Source organism: Maritalea sp. (genome assembly GCF_051251695.1).
Lineage (GTDB): Bacteria > Pseudomonadota > Alphaproteobacteria > Rhizobiales > Devosiaceae > Maritalea.
Genome location: NZ_JBPOEU010000019.1, coordinates 12,511 through 24,706, shown reverse-complemented (window position 1 = coordinate 24,706; position 12,196 = coordinate 12,511). Strand labels below are relative to the sequence as shown.

Sequence of the window (12,196 nt, the reverse complement as noted above, 5' to 3'; positions counted from 1 at the left end):
GATCCGAGAAGGCAAAATAAAATGTCTCGTATTGGCAAGAAACCAGTCGCCCCAGTAGATGGTGTGACGGTCACAATCGAAGGCCAGACAATCAAGGCAAAAGGCCCAAAAGGCGAGTTGTCTGTTGATCTGGTAAGTCTCGTGACTGTTGAAATGACCGACGAAGGCGTCCAGGTCACTCCAGTAAACGACAGCAAAGCTGCTCGTTCTGCATGGGGAATGTCACGTACATTGGTACAGAATATCGTTACTGGTGTTAAAGAGGGTTTCCAAAGGAAGCTGGTTATCACAGGTGTTGGTTACCGGGCGCAAATGCAAGGTTCAGACCTTAAATTGGCGCTAGGTTTTTCACACGATGTGATCTTCAAAGCTCCTGAAGGTATCCAAATTCAAGCGCCTCAGACGACAGAGATTATTGTCTCTGGTGCTGATAAGCAAATTGTTGGGCAAGTTGCCGCAAACATTCGCGAATTCCGGCCACCTGAGCCCTATAAGGGCAAGGGTATCCGTTATGAAGACGAATATATCTTCCGCAAAGAAGGTAAGAAGAAGTAAGGACGCGAAATTATGGCGAACCGCAGCCAATCCAAGGACCGCCGCAAGGCGAGGGTACGTCGCGCAGTTAAGTTGCGCGCTAATGGGCGTCCTCGTTTGTCGGTATTCCGCTCTGAGAAAAATATTTATGCTCAGGTCATCGATGATACAACAGGGCGCACAGTTGTTGCCGCTTCAACTTTAGACAGCGATGTTAAAGTTGAAAAAGGCTCCAACCAATCAGCAGCTGGTGAAGTGGGCAAATTGCTCGCAGCACGTGCAGTAAAAGCTGGTGTTGAAGACGTTGTATTTGACCGTGGTGCATATCTTTATCATGGCCGTGTGAAAGCTTTAGCAGAAGCTGCACGCGAAGGTGGTCTACGCTTCTAATGGGTGCGTTGACTGTATTTGAAACGAATAAGAAGAACTGGTTGAGACGATGAGAGACAATCAAGAGCGCGATAGCGAATTTGTTGATCGCCTAGTCCACATCAATCGCGTGGCGAAAGTTGTAAAGGGCGGACGTCGTTTCGGTTTTGCTGCACTTGTTGTGGTTGGTGATCAAAAAGGCCGCGTTGGCTTTGGCCATGGTAAAGCACGTGAAGTGCCTGAAGCGATCCGCAAAGCAACAGAACAAGCCAAGCGTCAAATGATCCGTGTGCCACTACGTGAAGCACGTACATTACACCATGACGTAAATGGTCGTCACGGTGCGGGTAAGGTTTTGCTTCGTGCAGCTCCTGCAGGTACTGGTATTATTGCTGGTGGCCCGATGCGTGCGGTTTTTGAAACTTTGGGTATTTCGGACATTGTTGCGAAATCTCAGGGTTCAGCAAACCCATATAACATGGTACGCGCTACCTTTGATGCTTTGAAAAACCTTGAAAGCCCACGTTCAGTTGCTGCACGTCGTGGTTTGAAAGTTTCTGAAGTCCAAGGTCGTCGTCGTGAAACTGACGTTGGCGAAACAGCAAGCGCTTAATAGGCGGTTGAACTGGAGTTGAGACATGGCTGATAAAACAGTAACAGTAGAGCAGACCGGTAGCCCGATCCGCCGTACTCAAGACCAGCGTGCTACGCTTGTTGGTCTTGGTTTAAACAAGATGCATCGCCGTCGTACGCTGGAAGATACACCAGCGGTACGGGGCATGATCAAAAAAGTTTCCCACCTCGTTCGCGTTGTCGACGAGAAGTAATTGAAGGATTTGTCATGCGACTGAATGAGTTAGCCGACAATGAAGGCTCGTCAAAAGACCGTACCCGCATTGGTCGTGGTATTGGTTCTGGCAAAGGCAAAACAGGTGGACGCGGTGTTAAAGGCCAAAAGTCACGCTCAGGTGTGTCTGTAAATGGTTTCCGTGGTGAACAAACTAACCTGATTCAGCAAATGCCTAAGCGTGGGTTTAACAACCCATTTGCGAAGAAGTTTAATGCTGTGCGTTTGGACCGTATTCAAACAGCTATCGATGCTGGTCGGTTGGACGCTAAAGGCGTGATTGACGTTACTGCACTTGTTGGTGCAGGCGTTATTCGCCGGGCAAAAGACGGTCTTCGTTTGATTGCTGGCAACAATGAATTCACTTCGAAAAAAGTGACGTTCAAAGCTGACCACGCTTCAAAAGGCGCTTTGGCGGCTGTTGAAGCTGCTGGCGGTAAAATTGATCTGCCAGCTGCAGCACCCGCTGAAGCTGAATAATCGTAAACATTTTTCCTTGAGTTAAGGACTGAGCTATATGGCTTCGGCAGCAGAACAACTTGCCCGGAACTTAAATTTTTCGACCTTTGCCAAGGCAAAAGATCTTCAACAGCGCATCTGGTTTACCCTAGGTGCGCTGCTGGTGTATCGGTTGGGCACCTATATTCCTATTCCTGGCATTGATGGCGACGCATTTGCGGCGACATTTGATCGGGCGCAATCTGGCATCTTTGGCATGTTTAACATGTTTGCTGGTGGCGCGGTTGAGCGGATGGCAATTTTTGCCCTCAACTTGATCCCATACATTACCGCCTCGATTGTTATCCAAGTGATGACAACGGCTTCTCCAACGCTTGAAGCGTTGAAGAAAGAAGGCGAGAGCGGACGACGCAAGATCAATCAATATACCCGCTATTTAGCTGTGGTGTTCTGTGCCTTGCAAGCTTACGGCATCGCTGTTGGTCTAGAAGCCAGTGAAGGGGTTGTTTCAAATCCTGGTTGGTTCTTCCGGATTTCGACAGTTGTTACCCTTGTTGGTGGCACAATGTTCCTGATGTGGCTTGGTGAACAGGTGACTTCACGCGGCGTTGGTAACGGTATTTCCTTGATCATCTTTGCCGGCATCGTTGCGACATTGCCTGCAGCTATTGCTCAAACGCTAGAATTGAGCCGTACAGGTGCGCTACCAACTGTTGGTGTTATCGGTCTGTTGGTCCTAGCCATTGTGGTGATTGCGGTCATTGTGTTCTTCGAACGGGCGCAAAGGAAGTTGCTTGTGCAATATCCTAAGCGTCAAGTTGGGAACAAAATGTTCCAAGGTGATACATCTCACTTGCCTTTGAAATTGAACACTGCCGGCGTTATTCCAGTGATCTTTGCATCATCTCTCTTGCTGCTTCCTGCCACTATGGCATCGTTTGCAGCCCAAGGTGACGCCCCTGGTTGGTTGACGACTGTGGCAGCTGTTCTGGGACGTGGACAACCGGTTTATCTCGGCATCTTTGCATCGTTGATATTCTTCTTCGCGTTTTACTACACCTCGATCGTGTTTAACCCGACTGAAACAGCAGACAATCTTAAAAAGTCTGGTGGATTTATTCCGGGCATCCGGCCGGGTGAGCGTACAGCGCAACATATCGATTATGTGCTGACGCGGATTACGATAGTTGGAGCGCTCTATTTGACGCTTGTTGCTCTGATCCCAGAGGTGCTGGTTTCCCAATTGAACGTTTCAGCGTTCCTTGGTGGTACGTCGTTGCTGATTATGGTGACGGTGACACTTGATACTATTTCGCAAGTTCAATCTCATCTTGTTGCTCAACAATATGAGGGCTTGGTGAAGAAATCTCGTTTGGGAGGACGGCGTAAAAAATGAGGCTGATTCTTTTAGGACCACCGGGTGCGGGTAAAGGTACGCAAGCGCAGTTTTTAGTTGAGCGCTTTGGCATTCCTCAATTGTCTACTGGAGATATGCTCCGTGCAGCAATTGCTGGGGAAACACCACTTGGTCTTGAGGTGAAAGATATCATTGCGCGTGGTGATTTGGTGCCCGACGAAACCGTTGTCGGCATTATTTCGGATCGCCTTGATCAATCTGATTGCCAAAAAGGCTTCATTTTGGACGGGTTTCCTCGGACGACTGAGCAAGCAAGAGCTTTAGAGGTTTTGCTTGCTGATAAAGGCATTGGCCTAGACGCCGTTGTTGAGATTAAAGTTGATGCGGACACACTTGTTGGTCGCATTCTAACCAGGGCTGCCGAATCTGGTGGTGCGCGCGCGGACGATAATGAAGAGGTTCTTCGCAATCGTTTGGACGTGTATCAGGAGCTAACTGCTCCATTGGTTGATTTTTATTCGAAGAAGGATCTTGTCAAAAGCGTTGACGGGATGGCGGGAATCGACGAAGTCACTACATCAATAATGGCAGCTTTGGCTGCTAGCTAAATTTCGAGTGCTCTGCATACAACCTAAGTGTTGACTTTATGCAGGGAACTCGGTTATGAACCGCGCTTAGTTAAACGCATTGCGAAGACTGGGCTCGGTTTCTTGAAAATTGCAAGAGGTCGAATGCCGGTCTGTTGCTGTTGTGTGAACGCGGATCATGGTGATCTGCATTGAATTTAAGGAGATCAGCAACGTGGCTCGTATTGCTGGTGTGAATATCCCGACTAATAAGCGTGTAGAAATTGCGCTTCAGTATATTCACGGGATTGGTGCAAAGCACGCATCTGAAATTTGCGAAAAAGTTGGTATTCCTGCGGAACGTCGCGTGATGGAATTGTCGGACGCTGAAGTAATTCAGGTTCGTGAAACTATTGACCGTGACTACATCGTTGAAGGTGACTTGCGTCGTTCAGTTTCCATGAACATCAAACGTTTGATGGATATGGGTAACTATCGCGGTCTTCGTCATCGTCGTGGTCTGCCTGTGCGTGGTCAAAACACGCACAATAATGCTCGGACCCGTAAGGGCCCAGCTAAGGCAATCGCTGGTAAGAAAAAGTAATTTTGGTGTCCCGATTGATCAGGACACTTATTTGTTTCGGTGGAGCTATCGTCTGAGAACGGTGGTGATGAGATCGTAAAAGGAAAAAGCATGGCTAAAGAAGCACGCGTTAAGCGTCGCGAGCGGAAAAACATCACGTCTGGTGTTGCGCACGTAAACTCTACATTCAACAACACAATGATCACGATCACTGATGTTCAGGGCAATACAATTGCTTGGTCATCAGCTGGTACTATGGGTTTTAAAGGCTCTCGTAAGTCTACTCCATATGCTGCTCAGGTTGCTGCTGAAGATGTTGCTAAGAAAGCACAAGAGCACAACATGAAAACTTTGGAAGTCGAAGTTTGCGGTCCAGGTTCTGGACGTGAGTCTGCGTTGCGCGCTTTGCAAGCAGCTGGATTTACAGTCACTAGCATTCGCGATGTGACTTCAATTCCACATAACGGATGTCGTCCACGCAAGCGTCGTCGCGTTTAATTTTTATTACCGCTCGTTTGGCCAAACGGGTGGGTGTGGAATTTTACATTTCATGCGGTTATCGGCGGATGAACCGCATATTTGAAAGGGTGTAAGCTATAATGATCCAGAAAAACTGGCAAGAACTGATTAAGCCGACGAAACTGGACATTGTACCGGGAAACGATCCGGCACGGGTTGCCTCAGTTGTCGCTGAACCACTAGAGCGTGGTTATGGTTTGACATTGGGTAACGCTTTGCGTCGGGTTTTGTTGTCTTCACTCCAAGGGGCTGCAGTTACTGCAATCCAAATTGATGGCGTTTTGCACGAATTTTCTTCTGTGCCTGGCGTTCGTGAAGATGTCACCGATATGGTGCTCAACGTAAAAGAAATTTCAGTCCGGATGGATGAAGAGGGGCCGAAGCGTCTTACTTTGTCTAAAAAGGGCCCAGGTGCTGTAATGGCGGGCGATATTGAAGTTTCTGGCGATATTGAAATATTGAACCCTGAATTGGTTCTTTGCCACCTTGATGATGGTGCTGAGATCAATATGGAGTTTACAGTCGAGACCGGTAATGGCTATGTGCCTGCTGATCGCAACCGTCCAGAAGATGCGCCAATTGGCTTTGTTTCTGTTGATGCGTTGTTCTCACCTATCAAGCGTGTTTCTTACAAAGTTGAGAATACGCGTGAGGGTCAGGTTCTTGACTATGACAAGCTTAACTTGACTGTTGAAACAGACGGTTCTTTGTCACCTGAAGATGCGGTAGCTTTTGCTGCTCGTATTTTGCAGGATCAATTGAACGTGTTTGTGAACTTTGAAGAGCCTGAAAAAGAAGTTGTTGAAGATGCAGCCCCTGAGCTTGCATTCAACCCAGCTCTTCTTAAGAAGGTTGATGAGCTTGAATTGTCTGTTCGTTCAGCAAACTGCCTGAAGAACGACAATATCGTTTACATCGGTGATTTGATCCAGAAGTCGGAAGCAGAAATGCTGCGTACCCCGAACTTTGGCCGTAAATCACTAAATGAAATCAAAGAAGTTCTGGCGCAAATGGGCTTACATCTTGGTATGGATGTAGCTAACTGGCCGCCTGAAAACATTGAAGACCTCGCGAAGCGTTTCGAAGATCATTATTGATCTGCAAGCGCTTAACGCACTGAAGTTGACAGGAGAATAGAATGCGCCACCGTAAATCGGGCCGCAAGTTGAACCGGACAGCAAGCCATCGTAAAGCGATGTTTGCTAACATGTGTGCTTCGCTTATCAAGCATGAGCAGATCGTTACAACTTTGCCTAAAGCCAAAGACCTACGTCCTATTTTGGAAAAACTCATCACGCTTGCGAAGAAGGGTGACCTTCACTCTCGTCGTATCGCTGCTTCTCGCATTGGCGATGAAACACAGGCGAAAAAGCTGTTTGATGTTTTGGGTCCACGTTACCAAGACCGTCAAGGCGGTTATACACGCGTGCTTAAAGCGGGCTTCCGCTATGGCGACAACGCTCCAATCGCTGTGATTGAGTTGGTTGATCGTGATGTTTCAGCGAAGGGCAAAGATTCTGGCCCAGTTGCTGATCGTCAAGACGAGACAGAAGAAGCAGCAGCGTAGTTTCGCTCTGTGTTCTTTATGAATTAAGGCGTCCCTCGGGGCGCCTTTTTTTGTTGTTTGCTGATTTCACAGTTGTTCATGCCAAGTCGGCGTGTGAACGTTGGACCTATGAATCGAATCCATATCACAGGCAATGCTGGGTCGGGAAAAACGACATTTGCAGCAGAACTCGGTTTGGCGCTTGGGTTGCCTGTTTTCGGCCTCGATAGTATCGTTTGGCAACCTGGTTGGCAAAAAACGCCCACAGCGGAAAGGGTTATCGAAGAAGAGGCTCTGATCTCGCAAAAAATTTGGATCATTGAAGGTGTCTCCAAACCTGTACGTGATGCTGCTGATGTGTTATATTTTTGGATGTTGTTCCCAGCGTTTCCTTATGGCGCTGTGCAAAACGCAATTGGAAATATCTGTTTAGTGGGCGGCCTGAACTGCCTGACAATTGCCCTGAAATTTTGATTGCATTTAGGATGTTCAAGATTATTTTCAACTTTTACAACAACGTTAGACCAACCATCATCGATGAACTAGATAGGCACTACGGTAGAACCTACATAGTGCAAAACCAATCCGAACTAGATGCAGTGAAGTTTGAATTGGTAAGCAGTGGGCTGACGAGTCGCAATTGATCGGGTGCTGTCGAATGAGAAACACTAGTGCTGCGTGTTGAAGTGGTTGGCTGCATTCCATGGTGCGTGTTATTCTGGTGATCCACAGATATGTAAGCAGATGTTATGACCGACCTCTTTGTCAAAGAACTCAGCAATGAACCCAACCAAGATCGACCCTTGGCTGATCTCTTGCGGCCGCAATCGTTGGATCAGGTTGTGGGACAGGATCATCTTGTTGGGGAGGAGGGCACGCTCACCCGCATGATCAAATCTGGTCGGCTGGGGTCTTTGGTGTTCTGGGGTCCACCGGGTTCAGGGAAAACCACAGTCGCGCGTTTGTTGGCGCAGAATGTGGACTATCATTTCCATCAAATATCAGCGATTTTTTCTGGCGTTGCGGAATTAAAAAAGGTTTTTGAGCAAGCGCGGGATTTGAAGCGTTCTGGGAAACGTACATTGCTGTTTGTGGATGAAATCCATCGGTTTAACCGCGCGCAGCAAGATAGCTTTTTGCCGGTAATGGAAGACGGTACGCTCGTTTTGATTGGAGCAACCACTGAAAACCCATCCTTTGAATTGAACTCTGCTTTGCTCTCAAGGGCGCAGGTGTTGATCTTCAACGCACATGACAGCGAGGCGGCTGAGCAGCTGTTGGTGCGTGCGGAAGAACATCAGGACCGTAAGGTGCCACTGACCGCCGATGCGCGTCTTGCCCTTGCGGAGATGGCAGACGGTGATGGTCGCGCGCTTTTAGGTTTGGTGGAAGAACTTTTTGCTGCAACTCAGCCTGGTGATGAGTTGGGTCGTGAAGATCTTGAGCGGATTGTTCAACGCCGGGCACCGGTTTACGACAAGGGGCAAGACGGCCATTACAACCTGATCTCAGCCCTACATAAAACCATTCGTGGCTCCGACCCAGACGCCGCGCTGTATTATCTCACGCGCATGTTGGTGTCCGGTGAAGATCCAATGTTTCTCGCTCGACGTCTAATTCGGATGGCGGTGGAAGATATTGGTATGGCAGACCCTTTAGCTTTACCCCAATGTATTGCGGCGCGCGACGCCTATCAAATGTTGGGATCGCCAGAAGGCGAGTTGGCTTTGGCACAAGCTGCTGTTTATTTAGCCACGGCGCCAAAATCGAATGCGGTTTATACGGCCTATAAACAGGCGACTTCGTTTGCCAAGCAATCTGGCTCGCCCATGCCACCGAAGAACATTTTGAATGCACCGACGAAGCTGATGGAAAATTCAGGTTATGGGGATGGCTATATCTATGACCATGATACGCCAGAGGGCTTTTCTGGGCAGGACTATTTCCCTGACGATTTAGGGCGACAAGAATTCTATCATCCTGTAGAACGCGGGTTTGAACGAGACGTGCAAAAGCGCATGGATTATTTCAAACGCTTGCGTTTGAGCAAATCTACGGGCAAAAGCTAGATTAAAGATAACAGACGAAAGACAAATTCATGTCTTACTTGCTTGTCGGTTTGGGCGGCGCGTTAGGTGCTATGGGGCGGCACGGTGTTGGCCAGTTGGTCATGCGCTTCGGTTTTGCTGGCTTTCCATACGCGACGATGATTGTGAATGTTTTGGGCTCCTTCCTTATCGGCGTTGTGGTCGGCTATTTTGCAAAGACCACGCCTGAATGGTCCCATTCGGCTCGGCTGTTATTGGCAACAGGCTTTTGTGGTGGGTTTACCACATTTTCTGCATTTTCATTGGATGCATACGCGCTTTACGAGCGTGGACAGATGGGGGGCGCTGCGGGTTATGTCGGTCTATCCGTCGTGCTTTCCATTGTAGCATTGTTTAGCGCTTTAGCGCTTATGAGAGGACTAATATGAGCGGCGTACAGCAGCGAACGGTTTCAGCTGAAGAAGAAAACATGCGGCTTGATCGTTGGTTTTCAGTTCACTTTCCGGATCTACCATTTTCACGCCTTCAGCGGATTATTCGCAAGGGCGAAGTTCGCGTCAATAAAGGGCGCGTAAAGGCAAACACGCGTTTGTCTGCTGGGCAGATTATTCGTGTGCCACCGATTGGCGACGCGCCAGCTGTGCCGCGCGAACCGAAAATTCGCATCATTGAGAAAGACGTGCAATTGTTGGCCGATCTTACCCTTTATGAGGATGAGAGCATATTGGTGATCAACAAGCCCCATGGCCTTGCGGTTCAGGGCGGCACCAACACCAAAATGCATGTCGACAAATTGCTCGAAAGTATTCCGAACAAAAAGGGTGAAAAACCACGTCTGGTTCACCGTTTGGACCGGGATACGTCGGGCTGTTTGCTGATTGCTAAAACGCGTTCTGCCGCTTCTCATTTCGGCGGTGTTTTCCGTTCTCGTTCCGCGCGCAAAATCTATTGGGCGGTTACCGCCTATGTGCCGCACCCTAAACAGGGCAAACTGTCCTGCTTTGTTGCGCGTCAGCAAACGCCAGAGGGCGACGAACAGATGCGTGTGGTTGATCAGGGCGTCGATGGTGCTCAGCATTCTGTAACGCATTATTCAGTTACAGAAGATGCGGGCGGCAAGTTTGCTTGGGTCACCTTGAAACCAGTTACAGGTCGTACGCACCAATTGCGCGTTCATATGGCTGAGTTGGGAACGCCGATCATCAACGATCCGCGCTATTTCAACATTGAAAACTGGGAAAAGCCGGACGATCTAGGTCGTGGCTTGCACTTACATGCTCGTCGGCTTGCATTGCCTTTGCCCAACGGCAAGCAGTTGGACATCACCGCGCCGTTGCCGCCGCATATGCAAAAGACGTTTGATATGTTTGGTTTCAACACGAAGTATTATGATCCCAAAGATGAAGAAGAATTAGACAAGGACTGATTTGATGCCTGATCTCAGCCATTTCGATAGATTAGATGATCATGTCGCGCCAATCGCGCATGCTGTTTATGACCTTGTGGCTGAGGTTGACCCATCACTGCATCGGATGAAAAGATGGAATTTTCCCGGTTTCGTGGCGAATTCAACAATTGTTACCGTTTGCGGGCAACCCAACTACGTCAATTTGCAGTTCTTCTATGGAGCGCACCTTCCCAACCCTCAAGGTTTGCTTGAGGGCACGGGAAAAGATTTGCGACATATCAAGTTTAGGTCAATGCCGGATATCGCGCGTGAAGGTGTGCGCGAAGTGATCCTTGCCGCGATTGAGTATGACAAGACATTGCGCGACGAAGGGTTGCGGGCAAAGGCAGATAAGTAATGCGGTTGGTGATTTTTGATGTTGATGGGACTATTGTGGATAGTGCTGCCCATGTCGTGGAAACAGCACAAGAAGTTTTCCGCAAAAATGGTTTTGAAATTCCAGCTGGTGAAGATATTCGCTCTGGCATTGGTTTGAACCTTGAGATCATCATGCAGCAATTGCTCAAAACTGAAGATGACGCGTTAGGGCGGCGACTGGCCCAAGAATATCGAGATGAATTCAACAAGAAAGTTGAAGCGGGATCGATCAATGAGCGCATTTATGATGGTGCGTTTGAAACGATTGAAAAGCTAGGGCAACAAGATCAAACATTGTTAGGTATAGCGACCGGAAAACACTTGCGCGGCGTACATCGTTTATTCCGAGATTATGATTTCGGCCATCATTTCCAAACGTTGCAGACGCCGGACAATAACCCGTCAAAACCTCATCCTGGCATGGTGAATACGGCGATGTCTGAAACAGGCGCCGATGCCAGCAAAACCGTCATGATTGGTGATACGTCATATGATATGGCGATGGCAAAAGCTGCTGGCGTACGCGCGCTTGGTGTGAATTGGGGTTATCATGACCATGCAACATTGCGCAAAAACGGCGCGGACATGGTGATTGATCACTATAGCCAACTCATTGATGCAATCGACAAACTAACAGGACAAAGCAATGCGTGAAATATTAGAAGATGCACAAGCCCATGTTGAAGATGGCTATGGCCGCGCGCAAAAACATCAAAAGCAGCAATTGCCAAAACGGTTTTACAAACAGGTTAGCGTTGGTGAACTTGATGGTGCGTATGCAATTTTGTTAGATGGTCGCCCGATCAAAACACCGGGTAAAGTCGCTGTGAGTGTGCCGAACGAAGAACTGGCAAAATTGATTGTTGTCGAATGGGAAGCCCAAGAAAAAGAAATCGACCCCGCAACCATGCCGCTAACCCGGTTGGTCAACACGATTGTTGAAAAGGGTGATGAGGCGCTTGAGGACGTTAAAGCGGAAATTGTCAAATTTGCGGGAAACGATTTGCTGGCTTATCGCGCGGACACCCCAGCGGATTTGGTTGCGCTGCAATCAAAGCATTGGGGCGATGCAATGGACGTTTTCGCGAAACGATACGATGTTTCGTTCAATGTCATCATCGGGGTTATGCATCAGGACCAGCCGCCAGAAGTCCAAGCACGTACGGCGGAAATTATCGCCAGCTACGACAAGTTCAAGGCGTTTTGCACAATGTCGGTTACCTCAATTACCGGATCAGCTATTCTTGCTATCGGCATGACTGAGGGCTTGTTTACACCAGAGCAGGTTCTAACCACCGCATATGTTGACGAAGACTATCAGGCCAAGCAGTGGGGCGAAGACGGCGAAGCCATCCGCATGCGGGCGTTTAAAAGACAAGATTTTGACGCTGCGAACACTGTGCTTGAGTTGTTGAGCGCATCTTAGTTTAGTTTTCGGTTTATGAGTGAGCCAGCGGCGACTTTGCGGACGAAGCGACTAAACTCGTTAATCGTACAATTGCCGAATTGAGCGGTCTTTGCAAATTCTGAACGACCATCTGAT

At 48.5% G+C, this 12,196-nt stretch carries 18 protein-coding genes; all 18 read left to right on the top strand.

Annotated elements, in window-relative coordinates; all coding sequences use genetic code 11:
* The first annotated feature begins 21 nt into the window (after positions 1-21).
* The 18 genes from rplF (at position 22) to ACSHWX_RS12280 (ending at position 12,079) form a co-directional block, all read left to right on the top strand.
* Positions 22-555: a 50S ribosomal protein L6 gene (gene rplF / locus ACSHWX_RS12365; RefSeq protein WP_435668537.1), complete on the top strand. Its 534-nt coding sequence runs from the start codon at positions 22-24 to the stop codon at positions 553-555.
* Between the two features lie 12 nt (positions 556-567).
* A complete protein-coding gene (rplR, locus tag ACSHWX_RS12360; protein WP_435668536.1) occupies positions 568-924 on the top strand; it encodes a 50S ribosomal protein L18 in 357 nt (118 codons plus the stop codon).
* A gap of 49 nt (positions 925-973) precedes the next feature.
* Positions 974-1,516: a 30S ribosomal protein S5 gene (gene rpsE / locus ACSHWX_RS12355; RefSeq protein ID WP_435668535.1), complete on the top strand. Its 543-nt coding sequence runs from the start codon at positions 974-976 to the stop codon at positions 1,514-1,516.
* A gap of 25 nt (positions 1,517-1,541) precedes the next feature.
* Complete coding sequence (gene rpmD / locus ACSHWX_RS12350) at positions 1,542-1,730, top strand: 50S ribosomal protein L30 (RefSeq protein ID WP_435668534.1); 189 nt, start codon at positions 1,542-1,544, stop codon at positions 1,728-1,730.
* A 14-nt stretch (positions 1,731-1,744) separates the two neighbouring features.
* Positions 1,745-2,230, top strand: coding sequence for a 50S ribosomal protein L15 (rplO, locus tag ACSHWX_RS12345; protein ID WP_435668533.1), 486 nt, complete (start codon positions 1,745-1,747; stop codon positions 2,228-2,230).
* Between the two features lie 37 nt (positions 2,231-2,267).
* Positions 2,268-3,605, top strand: coding sequence for a preprotein translocase subunit SecY (gene secY / locus ACSHWX_RS12340; protein WP_435668532.1), 1,338 nt, complete (start codon positions 2,268-2,270; stop codon positions 3,603-3,605).
* The gene (locus ACSHWX_RS12335) at positions 3,602-4,174 is read left to right on the top strand and encodes an adenylate kinase (RefSeq protein ID WP_435668531.1); all 573 of its coding nucleotides are present in this window, start codon (positions 3,602-3,604) and stop codon (positions 4,172-4,174) included. The genes secY and ACSHWX_RS12335 overlap by 4 nt, the downstream gene beginning before the upstream one ends.
* Before the next feature lie 193 nt (positions 4,175-4,367).
* Positions 4,368-4,736, top strand: coding sequence for a 30S ribosomal protein S13 (gene rpsM / locus ACSHWX_RS12330; protein WP_435668530.1), 369 nt, complete (start codon positions 4,368-4,370; stop codon positions 4,734-4,736).
* Positions 4,737-4,826: 90 nt separating this feature from the next.
* Positions 4,827-5,213, top strand: a complete 387-nt coding sequence (gene rpsK, locus ACSHWX_RS12325; protein ID WP_435668529.1) for a 30S ribosomal protein S11 — start codon at positions 4,827-4,829, stop codon at positions 5,211-5,213.
* A gap of 101 nt (positions 5,214-5,314) precedes the next feature.
* Positions 5,315-6,331, top strand: coding sequence for a DNA-directed RNA polymerase subunit alpha (locus ACSHWX_RS12320; RefSeq protein WP_435668528.1), 1,017 nt, complete (start codon positions 5,315-5,317; stop codon positions 6,329-6,331).
* A gap of 41 nt (positions 6,332-6,372) precedes the next feature.
* Positions 6,373-6,801: a 50S ribosomal protein L17 gene (gene rplQ, locus ACSHWX_RS12315; RefSeq protein WP_435668527.1), complete on the top strand. Its 429-nt coding sequence runs from the start codon at positions 6,373-6,375 to the stop codon at positions 6,799-6,801.
* A 108-nt stretch (positions 6,802-6,909) separates the two neighbouring features.
* On the top strand, positions 6,910-7,254 hold the full coding sequence (locus tag ACSHWX_RS12310) for a hypothetical protein (protein WP_435668526.1): 345 nt from the start codon (positions 6,910-6,912) through the stop codon (positions 7,252-7,254).
* A gap of 275 nt (positions 7,255-7,529) precedes the next feature.
* Positions 7,530-8,849, top strand: coding sequence for a replication-associated recombination protein A (locus tag ACSHWX_RS12305; RefSeq protein WP_435668525.1), 1,320 nt, complete (start codon positions 7,530-7,532; stop codon positions 8,847-8,849).
* A 29-nt stretch (positions 8,850-8,878) separates the two neighbouring features.
* Complete coding sequence (gene crcB / locus ACSHWX_RS12300) at positions 8,879-9,256, top strand: fluoride efflux transporter CrcB (protein ID WP_435668524.1); 378 nt, start codon at positions 8,879-8,881, stop codon at positions 9,254-9,256.
* Positions 9,253-10,254 (top strand): RluA family pseudouridine synthase, encoded by a 1,002-nt coding sequence (locus tag ACSHWX_RS12295; RefSeq protein ID WP_435668523.1) that lies wholly within the window; start codon positions 9,253-9,255, stop codon positions 10,252-10,254. The genes crcB and ACSHWX_RS12295 overlap by 4 nt, the downstream gene beginning before the upstream one ends.
* 4 nt (positions 10,255-10,258) lie before the next feature.
* Positions 10,259-10,633, top strand: a complete 375-nt coding sequence (locus tag ACSHWX_RS12290) for a DUF1801 domain-containing protein (protein ID WP_435668522.1) — start codon at positions 10,259-10,261, stop codon at positions 10,631-10,633.
* Positions 10,633-11,307, top strand: coding sequence for an HAD-IA family hydrolase (locus tag ACSHWX_RS12285; protein ID WP_435668521.1), 675 nt, complete (start codon positions 10,633-10,635; stop codon positions 11,305-11,307). Before ACSHWX_RS12290 ends, ACSHWX_RS12285 begins: the two co-directional genes overlap by 1 nt.
* Entirely contained in the window at positions 11,300-12,079 is a 780-nt protein-coding gene (locus ACSHWX_RS12280) for an ATP12 family chaperone protein (RefSeq protein ID WP_435668520.1), read from the top strand. The genes ACSHWX_RS12285 and ACSHWX_RS12280 overlap by 8 nt, the downstream gene beginning before the upstream one ends.
* Positions 12,080-12,196 lie beyond the last annotated feature (117 nt).